Raw genomic sequence first — 21,302 nt, 5'->3', positions numbered from 1 at the left:
TTTCCATTTCTCTGTTTTCCAATGGGAATCTCAAAACCCTATTCTCAACTTGGACATTAAGAAACAGCGCTAAGTGATTCATCCGACTCGCTAATGAAAAGGTTCGGTTTTCCTGTCCTGGCATTTACCGAGCCTTAAATCATCGGGCCTATCATTAACGATGCCCGTAAACGAAAGGTTACCAGCGGTAGGTTTTTGTTAATATCGCAGGAAATTTTTCGGCAAACCGTGTCAAAGCGGCGCGCAAGGGCGGTTTCAAGTTGAGCCGGGGTCTCGCATCACGGGAGTAATGCGTATGAAGTCGCGAGAGAGCCTCGTTCGCCTGAAGGAGTTTCAGGTTAACGAAAAACGTCGTCAGCTGCAGCAATTGCAGATGATGATGTCCGAATTTGAACGGATGACGAAGGATCTGGAGAGCCAGATCGTCGTCGAGGAAAAGAAGTCCGGTATTTCCGACCCGAATCACTTTGCATATCCGACCTTCGCCAAGGCCGCACGTCAGCGTGCCGACAATCTTCAGGTCTCGATCAAGGAACTGAAGGTTCAGGAGGAGGCGCTGGAACTGGCGCTGGAGGAAATGCAGGCGGAATATGCCAGGGCGACGGCGCTCGAAGAGCGCGACGGCGCAGTCCGCGCCAGGGCCTGACGATACTGCGGGCGCCGATGCCCGGCGCCTTGGGGGATTGATACAGAAGCCATGCATGACGGGCGCGGTGTCCGTCATGCATGGCTTTTGGTGTTTCTGCCGCGCCAGGCGGCTTTCTCAGTTCACCACGTCGTTCCATTCGGGGTGGCGCTGCGCCTGTGATTTGAAGAAGGGGCACAGCGGGATGATCTTCCAGCCGCCCTTGCGGGCCGCCTCGACCGCATGAAGGGCGAGCGCCTGGCCGACGCCCTTGCCGCGCAAAGCGTCCGGCACGCCGGTATGATCGATGATGATAAGTTTCGGCGATGTGCGGGAATAGGTCATTTCCGCATCATGGCCTTCCACAGTCGCAACGTAGCGGCCGCCGGAACCGTTTTCCTCAATCCTGATATCCATGCCTGTCTCTTGAAGAATTGTATGGCCGGAAGCGTGACATGGCCGCATCGGCATGCCAAGCGTGGCGGCAGGAGACAGTGTGTTCAAAAGGGGAGGGGAAACTTGAACAGGCTTGCGGCGATCCGGCCCGTTCTCATGGTAGCGGCGCCGTTCCTGCTGGCGCTCGGCCTTGTGCTTCCGCTCATCCGTTTCGAGAAGCTCTGGTTCTTCGACGAGACGCCGTCACTCCTGCAGATCGTGGCTTCGCTCTGGACCGGCGGCGACATGGCGCTTGCTGCGCTCGTTGCGCTTGTCTCGATCGTGCTGCCGGTTCTGAAGATGATCGGGATCGCGGCTGAATCGGAGGCTGCCGGCGGCACCGGCAGCCTGTTTTATCGCAATGTCGTGCCGCATCTGTCCAAGTGGTCCATGATGGATGTGCTGCTCGTCGCGATCGTGATTGCGGCGGCGAAGACGACGGGACTTGCGAATGCGTTTACGCAGCCCGGCCTCTGGTGTTACGCGGCCTCGGCAATGATTTCGGGCCTTCTTCATTCCCTCAAGGGAAATGCGTCCGGCCCGAAATAATCAGCGAATGGTGGCTCAGTGGCGGTATTGCTGGATGCGCGTGGTGCGCAGGCCGGCAAGACCATGGCTGTTGATGGAGGACTGCCAGGACAGGAATTCTTCGACAGTGAGCGTGTACCGCTCGCAGGCTTCTTCCAAGCTCAACAGGCCACCGCGAACTGCCGCGACAACCTCTGCCTTCCGGCGGATGACCCAGCGCCGCGTATTGGGCGGCGGAAGATCCGCAATCGTCAGGGGGCTGCCATCGGGGCCGATGACATATTTCACTCGGGGACGTATCATTTCGGTCATTGGACTCTCTACACAACGCAAGACCACGGGCGCCACTCTAACTTGCCACATTTAAAAATTGCCTAAACGCATCGTAAGACTTTGATAACAAATTTAGACGCGCGCCCGGACGGCTGATTTGCGGGTGCCTGCCGTTACGTCAATTTGAGGCGGCTGCATGGGAGCCATGCGGAATAAATGTTACATATTTTTCCCGGACAATCTTATAAGCGCTGCAACATAAGTATGAGCGCAAAGACTTCGTCTCCGCTCTTCTCGCAGTATCAATAAAGATTGCCGTTTGATTGCTTCGTGTCCTTCGGATGCGGGGCAAATGCCGTCTTTCCGATCGTCCGGCGCGTCCGATCCGCGGCCGGTTGCGAGGCAGAGCCGAAGCCAGGCCCGTGAAGGAACACGAGAATGAAGAGACGTGAACGCGCAGTCCGCGACTGCGCCGATGATGCCGCATTTTCTGCGTCCGAGGCCCGTTTTGCCGGCGTTTCCGCCGTCGACGGCCCAAGCCGCCTGGACGCGCTGGCGAAGGCCGCCGGGTTCGAATATTACCTGTTTTCCGTCTTCCCGCGCGGGGACCGCACGGCCTTTCTCGAAAACAAGCTGGTCAGCAACTGGCCGCAGAGCCTCATCAATTTCTATGAGGAGGCGGACCTCTTCTATTGCAGCAAGCTGGTCGCCGTCATGAAGCGCACGATCATGCCTGTCTTCTGCGAGGAGGGGCCTTTCGGCGGCAATGCGGCGAATCAGGAAAACCGCCGTCTCAACACGATGTTTCAGATGCACGGGCTGCAGCGCACCTTCGCGTTCGCGCTGCACGACGCTGACCTGAAACAATACATATTCGCTTTTTCGGGCGCGCGCGCCATGCCTTCCCACGAGGAGGCGATGGCGTTGCTCTATGGCTGCATGGAGCTCCTGGACACGCTGCCGAGCGACGAGAAGCCGGAAGACCGGCCGTCCGAAACGCTCACCCGGCGCGAGATCGAATGTCTGCGCTGGTCGGCTGCAGGCAAGAGCAGCGACGAAATTGCGATCATTCTCGACCTGTCGTCGCATACGGTGGTGGGATATTTGAAGAGCGCGATGCGCAAGCTGGATTCGGTCAACCGCATGCAGGCGGTTGCCCGGGCATTCCGGTACCGGCTGCTGTAACAGCCGATACCCTTTATTCCATCAGAAGCCTTTGCCGCCGTTCAGCTCGGAAATCAGCGTTCCGACGATGATGCGCATGTCCATCAGCAGCGAGAAGTTCTCGACATAATAGAGATCGCTGGCGATGCGGGCGCGCGCCTTGGCCGGGCGGTCCGTCGGGCCGCGCAGGCCGCGCATCTGCGCCAGGCCGGTGATGCCCGGACGCATGGCGTGGCGGTGATGATATTGCGGAACGAGTTCTTCGTAGAGCATGCCGCCGGCACGCATGCCGATCGCGTGGCAGCGCGGTCCGACGACCGACATGTCGCCCTTCAGCACGTTGAGAAGCTGCGGCAGCTCGTCAATGTTCGAGCGACGCAGGAAGGCGCCGACGCGGGTGACGCGGGGGTCGTTCTTGACCGTCTGCGCGACGCCGGTGACGTCCTGCATGTCCGTGCGCATGGAACGGAACTTGTAGACCTTGATGGCGCGGCAGTTCTTGCCCCAGCGCGTCTGCTTGAAAAGAACGGGACCGGGGCTGTCCATCTTGATCAGGGCTGCGACGACCAGAAGCAGCGGGGCAAGCACGATGAGCGCGCTGATCGAGGCAAAAATATCGAAGGCTCGCTTCAGCACGAACTGCACCGAGGCGGGGGGCGGAACGATGCTGTCGAGTGCGGTAACTGGGAACCTCGCGTTGACCTGACGAACAGGCGTAACGCGAAAGCTCTCTTCAGAAATACTTTTGTTAAGGTCCATGACGCTCAAGGATCTACCCTTTGTATTTTGAAGCTTTCGGCGGTGTCATTCGCTGGCTTGGTTAGCGCCAGAATAAGGCGCGACAATGTTAGGCGACGTTTAACCCTACTACATCCTAAATTTGCGACATTTGTTTAACCGAGTCCAGAGAAATTTCGCATCGCAGCAAACTTCGCAGTTGCGTTAAGTTTATGCAAAATCAGGAGTTTTATTTTTCAACCGGGATTTTTATTAGGAATTTTATGTGTTTGGCAGATTCGGGACAGCAAACGACGGTTGTGATGGTTGTGGCCTACACCGTACCAAAACGTGCCATTCCCGTCGGCGACAAGGCGATCCTGGCCCTGCCGGAATGGAATTGATCGTCTATTGTGCCGGAATGGGAACGAGGGGAGGCGGCCGGAGCCGGCCTTCCGAAACTACGGTCTGACTGCCACAATTATGTCTGCCTGTCGCGGCGATGTTACCGAAGTCACATTGGGGCGGCGGTGCAGATTGTGGCGACATTGTGTCAAGGCGCATGCGCCCGCAAGGTGGCGCACGGGTTATCGAGGTGAAAAGCGGAGACGGAAGTTGCCGGGTGATTCTCCCGGCCGGAAACATCCGGGCTCGGGTGCCCGGCAGTTGCGCGGAACAATGCCGCGCAAAGGCAAAGACGCCAGGGGGGCGGCGATCGTTACGCCTGCTCAAGCACAGGCTTGGTGCCGCCCCAGGAGACGAAGTGGGGATTTGCGAAGTCGAAATCGGCAGCCGCACCGGTCTTGCCGTAGATAAGCGGCCGGCCGTCCATCGTCACGGTCGAACCGCCTGCTGCGCGCAGCACCGCGTCGCCGGCTGCGGTATCCCACTCCATCGTGCGGGTGAAACGCGGGTAGACGTCGGCCTTGCCTTCCGCCAGCAGGCAGAACTTCAGGGACGAGCCGATATTGGTGCATTTGGAGATCGCATGTTTCGCAAGGAAAAGGCCGGTCTCGGGACTGTCGTGCCGAAAGCTTGCGAGCGCCAGGGTTTCCGCCGGCTGCTTGCGCACTTTGATCGGCATTCTCGCCTTTATGGCAAAATTCTCGTCGATCACCAGCTTTTCTGCATGCGCGCGCTCGCCGGAAAATGCGATGCCGAGGGCCGGGGCAAAGACGATGCCGGCGACGGGAGCGCCATTTTCCACATAGGCGATGTTGACGGTGAATTCCTGGCGTTTGTCCAGGAATTCACGGGTGCCGTCGAGAGGATCGACGAGGAAGAACGACTTTCCGGCGATATCGGGCACATTGCCGGCGGCCACCGATTCTTCGGCGATGACGGGGATGTCGGGGAAATCGCGTTCCAGATGCGTCAGTATGATGCGCTCGGCCTCCCGGTCGGCGACCGTCACAGGGCTTTCGTCAGCCTTCATTTCCACCGGGCAGCCGTTGCAGAAGACCTCGATGATGGCCCTGCCGGCTTCGAGCGCCGCCCGTTCAAATGTGCTCAGCATGATCCTGCCGTTCGTCTGCGAATTCGCCTTGAGACTGCTGCGCCTCATATAGTGCATGGGAGCCGTTGCCGCATCCCCTTGCCGGGAAGCTGCAACTCTAGCACAGGCTCGCTTGCCGGCACAAAGCGCATTGTGAGCGATGCTCGTGAAATGGCATTCGCAATTGCCGGCATCCCGGAGGCTGAAATTTCGCCAGCTTCCTTATTTGTGGAATAGTTTACGCACGAGGCGGGTATTTCCTGACCTGGTTCGCGCCAAAAGATTAATGGACAAGGCTGGCTCTGGCTAAAAATTTGCCATTTCATGCCGTTTTTGTGTGGATTTTGGTTCGAATTGCGCCATTTAGGCCTGTTTGCCCAAGATTCTGGCCCAGTAAATCCTTTTTGTCTTCACATTTCCGGCGAAACCGCTATGCAATGCGACTAGTGGCTCGTGTGAAAGCACGTGCGATAAAACCAATAAGAGATGCAACTTAAATTTGGTTCGCATCCAGGGGAAATGACATATGGAGTATTTCGTCCAGCAGCTCTTCAACGGGCTGACTCTCGGATCCATCTATGGCCTTGTGGCTATTGGCTATACGATGGTTTACGGCATTATCGGCATGATCAACTTCGCCCATGGCGACATTTTCATGCTTGGTGGTTTCGCTGCTCTTATCGTCTTTCTCGTTCTCACATCCATCTTTGCAGGTCTTCCGGTAGCCGTGCTGCTGCTGGCAATGCTTGTGGTCGCGATGCTGATGACGAGTTTGTGGAACTGGACGATCGAGCGCGTCGCCTACCGTCCGCTGCGCGGTTCGTTCCGCCTGGCGCCGCTGATTACCGCGATCGGCATGTCGATCACGCTGTCCAACTTCATCCAGGTCACGCAGGGTCCGCGCAACAAGCCGATCCCGCCGCTCGTCGGCACGGTCTACAATGTCGGCGGCATTTCGATCTCGCTGAAGCAGATCATCATCATTGTCGTGACGGTCGTCCTGCTTGCCGCCTTCTGGTATCTCGTCAACAAGACGGCGCTCGGGCGCGCCCAGCGCGCAACCGAACAGGACCGCAAGATGGCGGCGCTGCTCGGCGTCAATGTCGACCAGACCATTTCCATTACCTTCGTCATGGGTGCGGCGCTCGCTGCCGTCGCCGGCACGATGTTCCTGATGTACTACGGTGTCGCGTCCTTCACGGATGGCTTCATCCCGGGCGTCAAGGCCTTCACCGCAGCCGTTCTCGGCGGCATCGGCTCGCTGCCGGGCGCCGTTCTCGGCGGGCTGATGATCGGCCTCATCGAATCCCTGTGGTCGGCCTATTTCACCATCGCGTACAAGGATGTCGCCACCTTCGCCATCCTTGCATTCGTGCTGATCTTCAAGCCGACGGGCATCCTCGGGCGACCGGAAGTCGAGAAGGTATAAATCATGGCAAACATCGACACTTCTGCGGGTAAGCCGTGGTCTTCGATTGTCCAGAAGGGGTTTAAAGAAGCCTTCCTTACTGGCCTCATTTCGCTTGGCTTGTTCGTTCTCTATATCGGTCTCGGCACGCAGCAAAACATAAACAACGAGCTGATCGTTGTTCAACGCTGGGGCCTGCTGGCAGTTTTCGTGCTGATTGCGGCCGCTGGTCGTTTTTTGGTCGTTATCTTCAAGGCGAGGCCAGGTCTTTTTGCCAGGGTCATGCGTGTTGCATTGCCTGTGGTGATTTTGCTGATCGTGGCATTCATTGCCGCCGACTTTGTTCAGAAGGAACAATGGTACGATCTGGCTATTCTGGCCGGTATTGTCGTGGTGGTGGCACTCCTGTGTTTGCTGGCTATTTATGTTTTGCTCCCTGCCGAAAAAAAACGGAACGAGCGAAATGCGGAAGCAGCAAGATTGGGTTTGCCGCAGGAAAAGAGCCTATACGAGACCCATTTTCTGAAGGTCGTGCTTGTTGCGCTGATACTCTATCCACTGGTGATGGTGGCGAAATTCGGTGCGCAGGGTTCGTTGACGTTCGTTGACAATTTCGGGGTTCAGATCCTGATTTACGTGATGCTGGCGTGGGGCCTGAACATTGTCGTCGGGTTGGCTGGCCTTCTTGATCTTGGCTACGTCGCTTTCTACGCGGTCGGAGCTTATTCCTATGCGTTGCTGTCAAGCTATTTTGGTCTGTCATTTTGGGTGCTGTTGCCGCTTTCGGGCATACTCGCGGCGCTTTGGGGGCTGATTCTCGGTTTCCCGGTGTTGCGCCTTCGCGGCGATTACCTGGCGATTGTCACGCTTGCCTTTGGCGAAATCATCCGTCTTGTCCTCATCAATTGGACTGATGTGACAAAGGGGACTTTCGGTATCACCGGCATCGCCAAGGCTTCGATCTTTGGCATCTGGAGCTTTGATATCGGCAAACCGAACAACTTCGCGAAGGCTTTCGGGCTCCCGATGGCATCGGGTTATTACAAGGTCTTCCTGTTTTACGTTATCTTGGCTCTGTGCATGCTGACGGCCTATGTAACGATAAGACTTCGCCGTATGCCGATCGGTCGAGCATGGGAGGCCCTGCGTGAAGACGAGATCGCTTGCCGTTCGCTTGGGATCAATACGGTCACGACAAAACTAACCGCCTTTGCGACGGGGGCGATGTTTGCCGGTTTCGCTGGTTCCTTCTTCGCGGCGCGTCAGGGGTTCGTTTCGCCTGAATCTTTCGTTTTCCTTGAATCGGCGGTCATTCTCGCCATTGTTGTTCTGGGTGGTATGGGTTCGCTTACCGGCATTGCTATTGCTGCGATTGTGATGGTTGGTGGCACGGAGGCGCTGCGGAGCATGGATTTCCTGAAGGATATCTTCGGGCCGACCTTTACGCCGGAACTCTATCGCATGCTGATATTCGGCCTTGCCATGGTTGTAGTGATGCTTATCAAGCCGCGCGGTTTCGTTGGCTCACGTGAACCGACCGCTTTCCTCAAAGAGCGCAAAGCGGTTTCGGGAAGCTTTACCAAAGAGGGCCATGGTTGATGAGCCCTGTCGAGAACACGATGTCGAGTGACACTTTGCTTAAGGTCGAGCACCTGTCGATGAAGTTCGGCGGTCTGATGGCCATCAACGACTTTTCCTTCGAAGCCAAACGTGGCGAGATCACCGCGCTTATCGGTCCGAACGGCGCCGGCAAGACGACCGTCTTCAACTGCATCACCGGTTTCTACAAGCCGACGATGGGCATGATCACGTTGACGCAAAAGAGCGGCAAGGAGTATCTGCTGGAGCGCCTGCCGGACTTCCGCATTACCAAGGAAGCCAAAGTTGCGCGCACCTTTCAGAACATTCGCCTGTTTTCGGGCCTTACCGTTCTGGAAAACCTTCTCGTTGCTCAACATAACAAACTGATGAAGGCTTCGGGATTCACCGTGCTGGGCCTCCTCGGCATTGGCCCTTACAAAAAGGAAGCCGCAGCAGCGATCGAGCTTGCGCGTTTTTGGCTCGAGAAGGCTGATCTGATCGATCGCGCTGATGATCCGGCCGGTGATCTGCCTTATGGCGCACAGCGCCGTCTGGAAATCGCCCGTGCCATGTGTACTGGCCCTGAGCTTCTCTGCCTCGATGAGCCTGCGGCAGGTCTTAACCCACGTGAATCGGCTGCCCTTAACGCCCTCCTGCGAGGAATTCGTGCTGAAACGGGTACATCTATTCTGCTTATCGAGCATGACATGTCGGTGGTCATGGAGATTTCCGATCATGTTATCGTTCTGGAGTATGGCCAGAAAATCTCCGATGGCACGCCCGATCATGTGAAGAACGATCCAAGGGTCATTGCGGCCTACCTTGGTGTCGAAGATGAAGAAGTTGAAGAGGTCATAGCGACCGTAGAAGGGGGCGCAATCTGATGGCCGGGGAGCATCTTCTCAAGATTCAGGGCGTCGAGACATATTACGGCAATATTCGCGCGCTTGCCGGTATCGATGTTGAAGTAAACAAGGGAGAGATCGTTAGTCTGATCGGCGCCAACGGCGCTGGCAAATCAACGTTGATGATGACGATCTGCGGCAGCCCGCAAGCCCGTACCGGCTCGATTATTTTCGATGGACAGGATATTACCAAGCTGCCGACACATGAGATCGCGCGGCTTCGTATCGCCCAATCACCCGAAGGGCGACGTATCTTCCCGCGCATGACCGTTATGGAGAATCTCCAGATGGGCGCCGGTCTCGATAATCTCAAGTACTTCCATGAGGATGTAGAGAAAATTTTCGCAATGTTCCCGCGCCTTAAGGAACGTCACTCGCAGCGTGGCGGAACTCTGTCTGGCGGCGAGCAGCAGATGCTTTCGATCGGTCGTGCGCTTATGGCTCGCCCGAAACTACTGTTGCTTGATGAGCCCTCGCTTGGTCTTGCGCCACTGATCGTCAAAGGCATTTTCGAAGCAATCAAAAAACTCAATGAAAACGAGGGATTGACCGTATTCCTTGTTGAGCAGAACGCATTTGCAGCTTTGAAACTTTCGCATCGCGCTTACGTGATGGTCAATGGCAAGGTGACGATGAGCGGTTCCGGCAAGGATCTGCTTGCCAATCCGGAGGTTCGCGCCGCTTATCTCGAAGGCGGCCGGCATTGATCCTCGCGTACAGGAGAGTTTAATTATGCAGGGACTTTTCTTCGAGAGCGACGTCGGCGCTCGTACAGTCATCCGAGCGCTCGTGGTGCTCATCGGCTTCTGGACGGCTTGGCGTGCCGGCAGGTCGGTGGCGGACGGTTGGAGCAACTATCCGCTGGCCGTCGTCTATACTTTCCTGCTCGCCTGGGTGATGCAGTTCCTGCACCACGCGCTGTTTGACGGACCGATGCTCAGCGCCTTCTTCTATGCCATCGATTTCGTAACGCTGCTGATCTTCTCGACGGCCGGGTTCCGCTATCGCCGCACCAACCAGATGGTCAACAACTATTACTGGCTGTACGAAAAAACTTCCGCGTTTTCGTGGAAGGAGAAACATTGACAGCCCGTTGAAACTAGGCATGAATTGCCTTCAGAGTGGAACAGCTTTCCTGGCGCAGTCAAAGGTGGGGTATGCGTCAGGCCTTGGAAGCAACCCGCCCAAAAATTGGGAGTAACAATATGAAGAAGTCTCTCTTGTCAGCAGTGGCACTGACGGCGATCGTCGCTTTCGGCGGCGTCGCGCGAGCTGACATCCTGGTGGGCGTTGCTGGTCCGCTGACCGGCGCGAACGCCGCGTTCGGCGCACAGCTGCAGAAGGGTGCCGAACAGGCCGCCGCTGACATCAACGCTGCCGGCGGCATCAACGGCGAGCAGATCAAGATCGAGCTCGGCGACGACGTTTCCGACCCGAAGCAGGGCATTTCCGTCGCCAACAAGTTCGTTGCCGACGGCGTGAAGTTCGTTATCGGCCACTTCAACTCGGGCGTTTCCATCCCGGCTTCCGAAGTTTACGCCGAAAACGGTATCCTCGAAATCACCCCGGCCGCTACGAACCCGGTTTTCACCGAGCGTGGCCTGTGGAACACGTTCCGTACCTGCGGTCGTGACGACCAGCAGGGCGCGATTGCCGGCAAGTATCTGGCAGACCACTTCAAGGATGCCAAGATCGCCGTCATTCACGACAAGACGCCTTACGGCCAGGGTCTTGCTGACGAAACCAAGAAGGCTCTGAACGCCGCCGGCGTCACCGAAGCCCTCTACGAAGGCGTCAACGTCGGCGACAAGGACTTCTCGGCCCTCATCGCAAAGATGAAGGAAGCCGGCGTATCGATCATCTACTGGGGCGGTCTGCACACCGAAGCCGGTCTCATCATCCGCCAGTCGGCCGATCAGGGCCTGAAGGCAACGCTCGTTTCGGGTGACGGTATCGTCTCGAACGAACTTGCTTCCATCGCTGGCGACGCCGTTGCCGGTACGCTGAACACGTTCGGCCCGGATCCGACGCTGAACCCGGCCAACAAGGACCTCGTTGCGAAGTTCAAGGCCGCCGGCTTCAACCCGGAAGCCTACACGCTCTATTCCTACGCTGCGATGCAGACGATCGCTGCTGCTGCCAAGGCTGCCGGTTCGACCGACGCTGAAGCCGTTGCCGGCGCCATGAAGGAAAAGGGTCCGTTCCCGACCGTTCTCGGCGATATCTCCTTCGACGAAAAGGGCGATCCGAAGCTTCCGGGCTACGTCATGTACGAATGGAAGAAGGGCGACGACGGCAAGTACAGCTACTTCCCGAAGGCCGACTAATCTCAGCCTCCGGCAGTAATGCCTTTCATGGAAGCCCGGTCATCGACCGGGCTTCCTTCGTTTTGTCGCCGGCGCAAGATTGGGTGTCGCGGCAGGCGAAGGCCATTCCATTCCCGGCCCTCATGGCCTAAGCCAGAAGCAAAGGATGGAGGAACCAGATTGATGACCAAGCCCCGTATTCTCGTGACCCGGCGCTGGCCGGCTGCCGTGGAGGCCGTGCTCGCCGAGCGTTTTGACGTGACGCTGAACGCCGATGACGTGCCGCTCGGTGAAAGCGAGTTGCGCCAGGCCGTGTCGGACTATGACGCGGTGCTGCCGACCGTTTCCGACAAGCTGCCGGCCTCGGTTTTTGCCGGCGATGTCCGCGCGAGGATCCTCGGTAATTTCGGGGTCGGCTTCAATCATATCGATGTCGCCGGCGCCAAGGCGAAGGGCATCGTCGTGACGAATACGCCCGGCGTGCTGACCGACTGCACGGCCGATATTGCCATGCTGCTTCTCCTGTCCGTCGCACGCCGCGGCGGGGAGGGGGAGCGACAGCTGCGCGCCGGCGCATGGAAGGGCTGGTGCCCGACGCATATGATCGGCACGAAGGTGAGCGGCAAGACCGTCGGCATCATCGGCTTCGGGCGCATCGGCAAGGCGTTTGCGCAGCGCTGCCATTTCGGCTTCGGCATGGACGTCCTGTTCTTCAATCGCTCGAAGGTCGATCCGGCCGAGGCGGCGCGTTATGGCGCGCGCCAGCTTGCTTCGGTGGAAGACGTGCTTGCGGCTTCCGATTTCGTCTCCCTCCATTGCCCCGGCGGCGCGGAGAACCGGCACCTGATGAATGCGGCACGCTTTGCCGCGATGAAGCCGGGTGCCTTTCTCATCAATACGGCGCGTGGCGACGTGGTCGACGAGGCGGCGCTGATTGCGGCGCTGACAAGCGGCACGATCCGGGGCGCCGGGCTCGATGTCTACGAGGCGGAACCGCATGTGCCGGAGGCGCTGCGGCGCATGGAGAATGTCGTTCTGCTGCCGCATCTCGGCAGTGCCACGGAGGAAACGCGCACGGCGATGGGGATGAAGGTCGTGGAGAATGTGACCGCCTTCTTCGAGGGGCGGGAAGTGCCGGACCGGGTGGTCTGAAGGCGCCGCCTTTCATTTGCTACATCTCGTGCAGCACATGCGCCGCCTTCACGGCGGCGGATGCCCTGTTCTCCACGCCGAGCTTCACATAGATCTGCTCCAGGTGCTTGTTCACCGTGCGGGCGGAGAGGCCGAGAATTTCGCCGATATCACGGTTGGCCTTGCCCTTGGCGATCCACATCAGCACTTCGGATTCGCGCTGGGTCAGCGCAAAATGCTGGCGCAGCACTTCGTCGTCGCTGCGCTTGCCGGCGGCAGTCAGGCGGAAGAGATATTCGTCCGGGCCGATGGCGCCGAGGAAGGCCAGTTGCAGGGCGGCCTGGCCGGCATGGGCGATGGAGATGAGCGCGTCGCGGGCAGCGGCGGCACGTTCCCGCATCCAGTTGCCGATGGTGCGGGAGACGACCTCCATGCCGTCGTCGCTGCCCATGGCGGCGTTGACGAGGCGGGTTGCCTGCGGCGTGGACCAGTGGATCGCGCCATCGCCCTTGACGGCCAGTAGATGGCGGCCTGCCGCATCGAGCGCCACGCGGGCGCTCTGCGCCGAGCGGGCATTGCGCAGGTGGACGCGGATGCGGGCGCGCAGTTCGTCGATATTGATCGGTTTCGACAGGTAATCGACACCGCCGGATTCCAGCGCGTGCACGACATGTTCGGTTTCGGTGAGCCCGGTCATGAAGATGACGGGCACCTGGGCAACGGCGGCATTGGCCTTCAGCCGGCGGCAGGTCTCGAAACCGTCCATCGAGGGCATGACCGCATCGAGCAGGATGAGATCGGGCGTGATGCGCTCGACGATGTTGAGCGCGGCCGAACCCGACGTGGCGATGAGCACGGAAAAGCCAGACTGTTCCAGTGCGTCGGTCAGGAAGCCGAGCGCCTCGGGCGAATCGTCGACCAGGAGAACGATGTCGCGGGGAAGCTCAGCCAACGGTTTCACCCTTTTCTTCGAACCTGTGCAGGAAATCCATGAAGCCGGCGAGATCGAAGGCGGCGACATAGGAGCGGAGTTCTTCCGTGAATGGCTGATTTGCCTCCAGCTTGGCAAGGTCGGCGAGCTTGGCTTCTATACCTCTGATATAGCCGATTTCGCCGAGGCGCAGCAGCTCCTGCACATGCGCCGCGCCGGGGCTGCCGAGCGGCATGGTGGCGGCCATCGGCGCCGGTGTCTGGTCGTCGGCATAAAGCCATTTCAAGCCGAGATGCAAAGCGAGCTTGTCGCGCAGCTGCCTGATGTCGACGGGCTTGCCGATTGCATCGTTGTGGCTGTCGTCGCTGTCGCCATGGGCGGCGGCATCGCCGATATTGGCCGAGAGCATCAGGATCGGCGCCGTGCGTCCCGTCTCGCGCAGGCGCGAGACGAGCTGCCAGCCGTTCATGCCGGGCATGGAAATATCGACGAGAAAGAGGTCCGGCTCGATGCCTTCGACCAGCGTCAGGCAGTCCGGGCCGCTTGCGGCCGTCAGCACGATGAAATCGAGGGGAGCGAGGATTTCACGCATCATCTCGCGATGGTCCTCGTTGTCGTCAACGACGACGACGGTGCGGCGCGGGCCGTCATAACCGGCGATCTTTTTCTCCTGCGGCGGGGCAGCGGGGCGCATGACCGCCGACAGCATGAGGCGGACGCGGAAAGTGGAGCCCTTGTCCTTTTCGCTCGCGACGGAGATTTCGCCGCCGAGCGTGTTGGTCAGAAGGCGTGTGATGGTGAGGCCAAGCCCGAGGCCGGGCATGGGACGCACGCTTTCGGCCTCACCGCGCTGGAAGGGCTCGTAGATGCGGGTCAGGTCCTTCTCGGCAATGCCGCGGCCGGTATCGGAGACGGTGAAGGTCGCGACCTGGCTGCGATAGCCGATATCGAAGGTGACGCTGCCTTCGTCCGTAAACTTGATGGCGTTGGAAAGCAGGTTGACGAGGATCTGACGCAGCCGCTTCTCGTCGGTCCGCACGAATTGCGGCAGGGCCGGCGCACGGTCGTGGATGAAGGTGAGGCCCTTGGCCTGCGCCTGCGGGCGGAACATGTCGACGATCTGGTCGAGGAAATCCTGGATGTTGATCTCGTTCGAATAGACCTGCAGGCGGCCGGCCTCGATTTTCGAGATGTCCAGGAGGCCGTCGATCAGGCCCGAGAGATGTTCGGCGCTGCGGCGTATGACCTTGATGGAGGACTGGCGCGGGGTGGGGATCGTTTCGTCGCGTTCGAGGATCTGGGCGTAGCCGAGAACGGCGTTCAGCGGCGTGCGCAGCTCGTGGCTCAAGCCCACGACATAACGGCTCTTGGCGCGGTTGGCGGCTTCCGCGGCCTCCTTGGCGGTCTGCAATGCCGCGTCGGTCTTCTTGTGGGCGGCGATTTCCCTGAGAAGCAGCGTGTTCTGGCGGGAAGACTCTTCCTCGGCGACGACACGGCTGTCATGGGCAAGCACGTAGAACCAGCAGGCGATGCCGGCGATGACCGAGAAGACGAAGAAGACGATCAGGATCGTGCGGTTGACGACTTCGGCCGTCTCCGGCGAGGCGGAGGCCACCTGATGGGCGATCATGGCAAGGATCGCGCCGACCGCCGTCAGCGCCAGCGCCACCGCAATGCCGTAGCGGCCGAGGCGGGTGGTCAGTTTCTGGACGATGGTTTCCGGCAGCAGGGTCTTTGCCACGGCGCCGACCTGCGCATTGAAGCGGGCGTTCGGCTTGCACATGTCATGGCAGCGGCTGTCCAGCGAGCAGCAGAGCGAGCAGATCGGTGCGGCATAGGCGGGGCACCAGGCCATGTCCTCCGGCTCGAAAGGATGCTCGCAGACGGAGCAGGTGATGGTGGTCAGGCTCTTCCAGGCGTGGCGCGGCTTGCGGGCGAGGTAGAACCTGCCTTTCGTTGCCCAGGCCAGAGCGGGCGAGGCGATCAGCGCGATCAGCAGCGTGATGTAAGGAGCAAGCGAGGCGGCGACCGAGCCGAAGACACCGAAATGGGCAACGAGCGCGATGCCGGCCGACAGCGTCATGGCGCCGAGACCGACCGGGTTGATGTCGTAGAGGTGGGCGCGCTTGAATTCGATGCCGGGCGGGGCAAGGCCGAGCGGCTTGTTGATGAAGAGGTCGGCGGAGATGGTGCAGAGCCAGGCCATGGCGATGATCGAGAAGATGCCGAGCGTTTCCTCGAGCAGCCGGTAGATGCCGAGTTCCATCAAAAGCAGGGCGATCGCCACGTTGAAGACCAGCCAGATGACGCGGCCGGGATGGCTATGCGTCAGGCGCGAGAAGAAATTCGACCAGGCGAGCGAGCCGGCATAGGCATTCATCACGTTGATCTTCAGCTGCGAGACGACGACGAAGGCGGCCATCAAGAGCAGCGCGGCATTGTGCCAGGGGATCATGTAGCCGAAGGCGGTCAGATACATCTGCGCCGGGTCGGCGGCGCGGTCGACCGGCACGCCCGAGGTAAAGGTCAGCACGACGAGGAAGGAGCCGGCCAGCAGCTTCGGCGCGCCGATGATGACCCAGCCGGGACCGGCGAGGAAGACGGCAAGGCGATGGCGCCATTTGCGCTGCGGGTCGGGCGGCAGGAAGCGCAGGAAGTCCGCCTGTTCGCCGATCTGCGACATCAGCGCCAGGATGACGGCCGAGGCCGCGCCGAATTCGACGAGGTTGAAATCGGCGACCGTGCCGGGCGGGCCGGAAGCATGGCGGATGCCGGCAAAGGCGCGCCAGACATCGAATTGCTGCCAGTCCATCAGGGCGATGAAGATGAAGGGCAGGATGTTGAGGATGATCCAGAAGGGCTGGGTCATCAGCTGGAACTTGCTGATCAGCCGCACGCCATGGGTGACGAGCGGGATCACCATGACGGCGCTGATAATGTAACCGATCCATAGGGGTATGCCGAGCGTCAGCTCCAGCGCGCCCGACATGATCGAGGCCTCGATCGCAAACAGCATGAAGGTGAAGCTGGCATAGATCAGCGAGGTGATGGTCGAACCGATATAGCCGAAGCTCGCCCCGCGCGTGAGAAGATCGATATCGACGCCGTGGCGGATGGCATAACGGCTGATCGGCAGGCCGATCGCCAGCATGGCGATGGAGGCGACGATGATGGCGAAGAAGGCGTTGGTCGTGCCGTAGGAGAGCGTGATGGCGCCGCCGATCGCCTCCAGCGCCAGGAAGGAGATGGCGCCGATCGCCGTCTGCGAGATGCGCTGGGAGGAGAAGCGCCGGGCGCTCTTGGCGGTAAAGCGCAGCGCATAGTCTTCGAGCGTCTGGTTGGCGACCCAGCGATTATATTCGCGTCGCACAGGAATGATGCGTTGGCGCGCTGCCATGCGGTTCCTTCAGGCTTCTTGTTCCCCTTGTGACGCTTTCGTAACACGGATCATCCCGGCGCTTAAGAGTGCGGTGCAGCGCAAACCTGCACATTTAGCCCCGTCGGTTACGTCAATCGACGTATACGGTTTTGCGATGCAGCACCCGATAGTTCTTTAAGCAGCAGTTAATCTCCGTTTCCGGCCTGTTGCGGAACAAGAAGAGGGGAGTTCAACCAGATGAATCTCAAATCCATACTTACGGGCGCTGCGCTCGGCGCGGTCATGGCCGCATCGGCCGCCTTCCACGGCGCGGTTGCCGCCGACGACACGATCAAGGTCGGCGTTCTGCACTCGCTCTCCGGCACGATGGCGATTTCCGAAACGACGCTGAAAGACGCCATGCTGATGCTCATCGACGAGCAGAACAAGAAGGGCGGTCTCCTTGGCAAGAAGCTCGAAGCCGTCGTTGTCGACCCGGCTTCCGACTGGCCGCTGTTTGCCGAAAAGGCCCGCGAGCTGATTGAGAAGGACAAGGTTGCGGCCGTCTTCGGTTGCTGGACCTCGTCTTCGCGCAAGTCGGTCCTGCCGGTTTTCGAAGAACTGAACTCGCTGCTCTTCTATCCCGTCCAGTACGAGGGTGAAGAATCCTCGCGCAACATCTTCTACACGGGTGCCGCTCCGAACCAGCAGGCGATCCCGGCCGTCGACTACCTGATGAACACGGAAGGCGTGAAGCGTTTCGTGCTCGAAGGCACCGACTATGTCTACCCGCGCACGACCAACAAGATCCTGGAAGCCTATCTCGAATCCAAGGGCATTCCGAAGGAAGACATCCTGATCAACTACACGCCGTTCGGTTTCTCCGACTGGCAGACGGAAGTCTCCAAGATCAAGGAATTCGGCTCGGCCGGCAAGAAGACCGCCGTCGTCTCCACCATCAACGGTGACGCCAACGTTCCCTTCTACAAGGAACTCGGCAACCAGGGCATCAAGGCAACCGATATCCCCGTCGTCGCCTTCTCGGTCGGCGAAGAAGAGCTTGCCGGTCTCGACACGAAGCCGCTCGTCGGCCACCTGGCAGCCTGGAACTACTTCGAATCCGTCGATACGCCGATCAACAAGAAGTTCATCAAGGAATGGCACGCCTTTACCAAGAACGACAAGCGCGTGACCAACGACCCGATGGAAGCCGCCTATATCGGCTTCAACGCCTGGGTTAAGGCTGTTCAGGCCGCCGGCACGACCGATACGGATGCGGTTCTCGACCACATTATCGGCGTCTCCGTCCCGAACCTCTCGGGCGGTACCGCAACCGTCATGCCGAACCACCACATCACCAAGCCGGTGCTGATCGGTGAAATCCAGGCCGACGGCCAGTTCGAAATCGTCCAGCAGACCCCCGAGGTCGTCGGCGACGAATGGTCCGACTTCCTGCCGGACTCCAAGGACCTGATCTCCGATTGGCGCAAGCCGATGAACTGCGGCAACTTCAACGTTGCCACCGGCAAGTGCGGCGGCAAGGGTTCCTGAGTTGGCCCGTCCGACATGAGCCAGAAGAACTTCCGTCCGGATTTCAGATCCGGGCGGAAGCTCCGTCCCCAGCGGTTGCTGCCAAACAGGCCAACGATTTAGGCGGGAAAGCCGATGTATCGCGCCATCAAGATCTTTCTTTTGACCCTTTGCCTGAGCCTCACGGGGCTGACGGCCGGCCTGAAGGCCCAGGACGATATCCATGCGCTTGTCGATGCGCTCGGCGTCGGCGGTTTTCCGGAGCGCGAGGCGGCCATCAAGGCGCTTGTCGCTTCCAAGGATGCGCATGTCAGCCAGATATTGCAGCAGCTGAGCGACGGCCTTCTCTACGTCAATTCCGACGCGGGCGGCCCTGTGCTCGTGCAGGGCGGCACGGATGACGAGCCCACCTATTCCGATCCGCTTACCGGCGAAGCCGTTGCCGATATCGATCCCGACACGATGTCGAAAGTGAGGATCAACAATTCCGTGCGCACGCTCATCGGCACGATGATGAGCCAGCTGACGCTCCTGAGCCCGGATCGCGGCGCCCGTCTTGCGGCTGCCCAGGGGCTTCTGAAGGATGCCGATCCGGCCAATCTCGACCTGCTGAATGCCGCGCTTGCCGGCGAAAAGGACGCCGAGATCAAGGGCACGATGGAAGCGGCGCGTGCGGTCATGGTGCTGAAAAGCGATGTCAGCGCCGACGAGAAGAGACAGGCGATCGATACGGTTGCCGCTCGCGGTGGCCGCGATGCGCTGACGATCCTGACGAGCGCGCTTGCCACCGCACCTGACGATCTCAAGCCGGCCATACAGGCGCATGTCAGCACCATCAACCGCAGCCTCGCGCTCTGGGATATCGTCCAGAACGTCTGGTACGGGCTGTCGCTCGGCTCGGTGCTGCTGCTGGCGGCCATCGGCCTTGCCATCACTTTCGGCGTCATGGGCGTCATCAACATGGCGCATGGCGAGATGGTGATGATCGGCGCCTATACGACCTATGTCGTGCAGGAATATATTACCGCGAACTTTCCCGGCATGGCGGATTATTCGCTGGCCTTTGCCGTTCCTGCCGCCTTCGTCTTCACCGGCTTCGTCGGCCTCGTCATCGAGCGCGTCGTCATCCGCTATCTCTACGGCCGGCCGCTCGAGACGCTGCTTGCCACCTGGGGCGTGTCGCTGATCCTGCAGCAGGCGGTGCGCACGGTGTTCGGCCCGACCAATCGCGAAGTGCGCAACCCGAGCTGGATGTCGGGCGCTTTCGAACTCGGCGGCTTGTCGATCACCTGGAACCGTCTGTGGATCATCGTCTTCTCGATGGCCGTCTTCGTGGCACTGCTGATGCTCCTGAAGCGTTCCGCCTTCGGCCTGCAGATGCGCGCCGTCACCCAGAACCGGCGCATGGCCTCGTCCATGGGCATCCGCACCGGCTGGGTCGACGCCTTCACCTTCGCGCTCGGCTCGGGCATTGCCGGCATGGCGGGTGTCGCCCTCTCGCAGATCGACAACGTCTCGCCGAACCTCGGCCAGAGCTACATCATCGACAGTTTCATGGTCGTGGTCTTCGGCGGCGTCGGCAATCTCTGGGGCACGCTGGTCGGGGCGCTCTCGCTCGGCGTCGTCAACAAGTTCCTGGAGCCCTTCGCCGGCGCCGTGCTCGGCAAGATCCTGGTGCTCGTCCTCATCATCCTCTTCATCCAGAAGCGTCCGCGCGGGCTCTTCGCACTCAAAGGAAGGGCGGTGGAAGCATGATTACGGCCTTCCTTCTCCGGTCTCTCGATCGCCGGATCTCCATTGCCATCGCCATGCTGCTGGTGGTCGCGGTGCTGGTGCCGGTGCTCAACCTGGCGACCTCGGCGGATAATCCGCTGCATGTGCCGACCTATATCATGGCGCTGTTCGGCAAATACCTGACCTACGCGCTGCTGGCGCTGGCGCTCGATCTCGTCTGGGGCTTCTGCGGCATTCTCTCGCTTGGCCACGGCGCCTTCTTCGCGCTCGGCGGTTATGCGATGGGCATGTATCTGATGCGCCAGATCGGCTCGCGCGGCGTCTATGGCGACCCGATCCTGCCCGACTTCATGGTCTTCCTGAACTGGAAGGAGCTGCCCTGGTTCTGGTACGGCTTCGACCAGTTCTGGTTTGCGGCGCTGATGGTGCTCGTCGTGCCCGGCCTGCTTGCCTTCGTCTTCGGCTGGTTCGCCTTCCGCTCCCGTGTCAACGGCGTCTATCTGTCGATCATCACGCAGGCCATGACCTATGCGCTGCTGCTTGCCTTCTTCCGCAACGACATGGGCTTCGGCGGCAATAACGGCATGACCGATTTCAAGGATATCCTTGGCTTCAACGTGCAGGCGGACGGCACGCGTGCGACGCTCTTTGCGGCGACGGCGATCTTCCTGGCGCTGTCGCTGATGATCGCCTCGGCGATCGTCCGCTCGAAATTCGGCAAGGTGCTGGTCGGCGTGCGCGATGCGGAAAGCCGCACGCGCTTCCTCGGCTACCGTGTCGAGCATTTCAAGCTCTTCACCTTCGTCGTCTCGGCGATGATGGCGGGTATCGCCGGCGCGCTCTATGTGCCGCAGGTCGGCATTATCAATCCCGGTGAATTTGCGCCGGCCAACTCCATCGAGGTCGTCATCTGGACGGCCGTCGGCGGACGCGCGACGCTGATCGGGCCGATCATCGGCGCCATCCTCGTCAATGGCGGCAAGACGATCTTTACCGGCCTCTTCCCCGATTACTGGCTGTTTGCGCTCGGCGGCCTCTTCGTGCTTGTCACGCTGTTCCTGCCGAAGGGCATCGTCGGCACGATCGCCCAGTATCTCGGCAAGCGGAAGCCGGTTTCGAAGGGCGCGCCGCCAACCGCTGCCGAAGAGGGCGTCGAGGCAAAAATCCAGGCTGCGGAGTAG

General features: G+C 59.9%; 19 protein-coding genes and 1 pseudogene. 14 read left to right on the top strand and 6 right to left on the bottom strand.

The window, feature by feature from the left end; all coding sequences use genetic code 11:
- Window positions 1-295 precede the first annotated feature (295 nt).
- On the top strand, window positions 296-646 hold the full coding sequence (locus ACFPWW_RS07920; protein ID WP_112543982.1) for a flagellar export protein FliJ: 351 nt from the start codon (window positions 296-298) through the stop codon (window positions 644-646).
- A gap of 117 nt (window positions 647-763) precedes the next feature.
- Here ACFPWW_RS07920 and ACFPWW_RS07915 read toward each other — a convergent pair whose 3' ends face one another.
- Window positions 764-1,042: a GNAT family N-acetyltransferase gene (locus ACFPWW_RS07915; RefSeq protein ID WP_112562830.1), complete on the bottom strand. Its 279-nt coding sequence runs from the start codon at window positions 1,040-1,042 to the stop codon at window positions 764-766.
- A 135-nt stretch (window positions 1,043-1,177) separates the two neighbouring features.
- Between ACFPWW_RS07915 and ACFPWW_RS07910 the strand changes: the two genes are divergently transcribed.
- Entirely contained in the window at window positions 1,178-1,609 is a 432-nt protein-coding gene (locus tag ACFPWW_RS07910; protein WP_377311407.1) for a paraquat-inducible protein A, read from the top strand.
- Window positions 1,610-1,624: 15 nt separating this feature from the next.
- Here ACFPWW_RS07910 and ACFPWW_RS07905 read toward each other — a convergent pair whose 3' ends face one another.
- Complete coding sequence (locus ACFPWW_RS07905; protein WP_007533628.1) at window positions 1,625-1,900, bottom strand: DUF1153 domain-containing protein; 276 nt, start codon at window positions 1,898-1,900, stop codon at window positions 1,625-1,627.
- Window positions 1,901-2,299: 399 nt separating this feature from the next.
- Here ACFPWW_RS07905 and ACFPWW_RS07900 point away from each other — a divergent pair, with 399 nt between their 5' ends.
- On the top strand, window positions 2,300-3,046 hold the full coding sequence (locus ACFPWW_RS07900) for a LuxR C-terminal-related transcriptional regulator (RefSeq protein ID WP_377311308.1): 747 nt from the start codon (window positions 2,300-2,302) through the stop codon (window positions 3,044-3,046).
- Window positions 3,047-3,067: 21 nt separating this feature from the next.
- On the opposite strand, the gene ACFPWW_RS07895 is transcribed toward ACFPWW_RS07900, so the two are convergent.
- Window positions 3,068-3,784, bottom strand: coding sequence for a sugar transferase (locus ACFPWW_RS07895; RefSeq protein ID WP_112705957.1), 717 nt, complete (start codon window positions 3,782-3,784; stop codon window positions 3,068-3,070).
- Window positions 3,785-3,975: 191 nt separating this feature from the next.
- Here ACFPWW_RS07895 and ACFPWW_RS07890 point away from each other — a divergent pair, with 191 nt between their 5' ends.
- Window positions 3,976-4,146: a hypothetical protein gene (locus ACFPWW_RS07890; RefSeq protein WP_377311307.1), complete on the top strand. Its 171-nt coding sequence runs from the start codon at window positions 3,976-3,978 to the stop codon at window positions 4,144-4,146.
- A 314-nt stretch (window positions 4,147-4,460) separates the two neighbouring features.
- Here ACFPWW_RS07890 and cysQ read toward each other — a convergent pair whose 3' ends face one another.
- Entirely contained in the window at window positions 4,461-5,258 is a 798-nt protein-coding gene (gene cysQ, locus ACFPWW_RS07885; RefSeq protein ID WP_377311306.1) for a 3'(2'),5'-bisphosphate nucleotidase CysQ, read from the bottom strand.
- Window positions 5,259-5,763: 505 nt separating this feature from the next.
- Between cysQ and ACFPWW_RS07880 the strand changes: the two genes are divergently transcribed.
- The 7 genes and pseudogenes from ACFPWW_RS07880 (at window position 5,764) to ACFPWW_RS07850 (ending at window position 12,589) form a co-directional block, all read left to right on the top strand.
- The gene (locus tag ACFPWW_RS07880) at window positions 5,764-6,666 is read left to right on the top strand and encodes a branched-chain amino acid ABC transporter permease (RefSeq protein WP_377311305.1); all 903 of its coding nucleotides are present in this window, start codon (window positions 5,764-5,766) and stop codon (window positions 6,664-6,666) included.
- Between the two features lie 84 nt (window positions 6,667-6,750).
- Window positions 6,751-8,244: pseudogene (livM, locus tag ACFPWW_RS07875) on the top strand (high-affinity branched-chain amino acid ABC transporter permease LivM); the annotation flags it as partial.
- Entirely contained in the window at window positions 8,244-9,110 is an 867-nt protein-coding gene (locus ACFPWW_RS07870; RefSeq protein ID WP_112562817.1) for an ABC transporter ATP-binding protein, read from the top strand. The pseudogene livM and the gene ACFPWW_RS07870, both read left to right, overlap by 1 nt.
- Window positions 9,110-9,838 (top strand): ABC transporter ATP-binding protein, encoded by a 729-nt coding sequence (locus ACFPWW_RS07865; protein WP_112562815.1) that lies wholly within the window; start codon window positions 9,110-9,112, stop codon window positions 9,836-9,838. The genes ACFPWW_RS07870 and ACFPWW_RS07865 overlap by 1 nt, the downstream gene beginning before the upstream one ends.
- A 25-nt stretch (window positions 9,839-9,863) precedes the next feature.
- Complete coding sequence (locus ACFPWW_RS07860) at window positions 9,864-10,217, top strand: DUF6867 family protein (protein WP_377311304.1); 354 nt, start codon at window positions 9,864-9,866, stop codon at window positions 10,215-10,217.
- Between the two features lie 119 nt (window positions 10,218-10,336).
- Window positions 10,337-11,458, top strand: coding sequence for a branched-chain amino acid ABC transporter substrate-binding protein (locus ACFPWW_RS07855; protein WP_112562811.1), 1,122 nt, complete (start codon window positions 10,337-10,339; stop codon window positions 11,456-11,458).
- A gap of 162 nt (window positions 11,459-11,620) precedes the next feature.
- On the top strand, window positions 11,621-12,589 hold the full coding sequence (locus ACFPWW_RS07850; RefSeq protein WP_377311303.1) for a 2-hydroxyacid dehydrogenase: 969 nt from the start codon (window positions 11,621-11,623) through the stop codon (window positions 12,587-12,589).
- 19 nt (window positions 12,590-12,608) lie between these two features.
- On the opposite strand, the gene ACFPWW_RS07845 is transcribed toward ACFPWW_RS07850, so the two are convergent.
- Together ACFPWW_RS07845 and ACFPWW_RS07840 are read right to left on the bottom strand one after the other, a co-directional pair.
- Entirely contained in the window at window positions 12,609-13,520 is a 912-nt protein-coding gene (locus tag ACFPWW_RS07845; RefSeq protein WP_112562807.1) for a response regulator, read from the bottom strand.
- The gene (locus tag ACFPWW_RS07840) at window positions 13,513-16,896 is read right to left on the bottom strand and encodes an ATP-binding protein (RefSeq protein WP_377311302.1); all 3,384 of its coding nucleotides are present in this window, start codon (window positions 16,894-16,896) and stop codon (window positions 13,513-13,515) included. Before ACFPWW_RS07840 ends, ACFPWW_RS07845 begins: the two co-directional genes overlap by 8 nt.
- Window positions 16,897-17,115: 219 nt before the next feature.
- Between ACFPWW_RS07840 and urtA the strand changes: the two genes are divergently transcribed.
- The 3 genes from urtA (at window position 17,116) to urtC (ending at window position 21,302) form a co-directional block, all read left to right on the top strand.
- Complete coding sequence (urtA, locus tag ACFPWW_RS07835) at window positions 17,116-18,408, top strand: urea ABC transporter substrate-binding protein (RefSeq protein ID WP_377311301.1); 1,293 nt, start codon at window positions 17,116-17,118, stop codon at window positions 18,406-18,408.
- Between the two features lie 114 nt (window positions 18,409-18,522).
- Window positions 18,523-20,142, top strand: a complete 1,620-nt coding sequence (gene urtB / locus ACFPWW_RS07830; protein ID WP_377311300.1) for an urea ABC transporter permease subunit UrtB — start codon at window positions 18,523-18,525, stop codon at window positions 20,140-20,142.
- Window positions 20,139-21,302: an urea ABC transporter permease subunit UrtC gene (urtC, locus tag ACFPWW_RS07825; protein WP_113499450.1), complete on the top strand. Its 1,164-nt coding sequence runs from the start codon at window positions 20,139-20,141 to the stop codon at window positions 21,300-21,302. Before urtB ends, urtC begins: the two co-directional genes overlap by 4 nt.

The sequence above is a fragment of the Rhizobium sp. GCM10022189 genome, from assembly GCF_042656325.1.
GTDB lineage: Bacteria > Pseudomonadota > Alphaproteobacteria > Rhizobiales > Rhizobiaceae > Rhizobium.
Note: the sequence above shows the minus strand (reverse complement) of the source record. Positions and strands in the feature narration are given on the sequence as shown.

What these genes read in the sequence shown, in the direction of transcription:
- ACFPWW_RS07850 (WP_377311303.1), top strand. Translation starts at nt 11,621, where the DNA reads ATGACCAAGCCCCGTATTCTCGTGACCCGGCGCTGGCCGGCTGCCGTG.
- ACFPWW_RS07855 (WP_112562811.1), top strand. Translation starts at nt 10,337, where the DNA reads ATGAAGAAGTCTCTCTTGTCAGCAGTGGCACTGACGGCGATCGTCGCT.
- ACFPWW_RS07880 (WP_377311305.1), top strand. Translation starts at nt 5,764, where the DNA reads ATGGAGTATTTCGTCCAGCAGCTCTTCAACGGGCTGACTCTCGGATCC.
- ACFPWW_RS07910 (WP_377311407.1), top strand. Translation starts at nt 1,178, where the DNA reads ATGGTAGCGGCGCCGTTCCTGCTGGCGCTCGGCCTTGTGCTTCCGCTC.
- urtC (WP_113499450.1), top strand. Translation starts at nt 20,139, where the DNA reads ATGATTACGGCCTTCCTTCTCCGGTCTCTCGATCGCCGGATCTCCATT.
- ACFPWW_RS07920 (WP_112543982.1), top strand. Translation starts at nt 296, where the DNA reads ATGAAGTCGCGAGAGAGCCTCGTTCGCCTGAAGGAGTTTCAGGTTAAC.
- ACFPWW_RS07870 (WP_112562817.1), top strand. Translation starts at nt 8,244, where the DNA reads ATGAGCCCTGTCGAGAACACGATGTCGAGTGACACTTTGCTTAAGGTC.
- ACFPWW_RS07895 (WP_112705957.1), bottom strand. Translation starts at nt 3,784, where the DNA reads ATGGACCTTAACAAAAGTATTTCTGAAGAGAGCTTTCGCGTTACGCCT.
- urtB (WP_377311300.1), top strand. Translation starts at nt 18,523, where the DNA reads ATGTATCGCGCCATCAAGATCTTTCTTTTGACCCTTTGCCTGAGCCTC.
- ACFPWW_RS07840 (WP_377311302.1), bottom strand. Translation starts at nt 16,896, where the DNA reads ATGGCAGCGCGCCAACGCATCATTCCTGTGCGACGCGAATATAATCGC.
- ACFPWW_RS07915 (WP_112562830.1), bottom strand. Translation starts at nt 1,042, where the DNA reads ATGGATATCAGGATTGAGGAAAACGGTTCCGGCGGCCGCTACGTTGCG.
- ACFPWW_RS07890 (WP_377311307.1), top strand. Translation starts at nt 3,976, where the DNA reads ATGCAAAATCAGGAGTTTTATTTTTCAACCGGGATTTTTATTAGGAAT.
- urtA (WP_377311301.1), top strand. Translation starts at nt 17,116, where the DNA reads ATGAATCTCAAATCCATACTTACGGGCGCTGCGCTCGGCGCGGTCATG.
- ACFPWW_RS07905 (WP_007533628.1), bottom strand. Translation starts at nt 1,900, where the DNA reads ATGACCGAAATGATACGTCCCCGAGTGAAATATGTCATCGGCCCCGAT.
- cysQ (WP_377311306.1), bottom strand. Translation starts at nt 5,258, where the DNA reads ATGCTGAGCACATTTGAACGGGCGGCGCTCGAAGCCGGCAGGGCCATC.
- ACFPWW_RS07900 (WP_377311308.1), top strand. Translation starts at nt 2,300, where the DNA reads ATGAAGAGACGTGAACGCGCAGTCCGCGACTGCGCCGATGATGCCGCA.
- ACFPWW_RS07860 (WP_377311304.1), top strand. Translation starts at nt 9,864, where the DNA reads ATGCAGGGACTTTTCTTCGAGAGCGACGTCGGCGCTCGTACAGTCATC.
- ACFPWW_RS07865 (WP_112562815.1), top strand. Translation starts at nt 9,110, where the DNA reads ATGGCCGGGGAGCATCTTCTCAAGATTCAGGGCGTCGAGACATATTAC.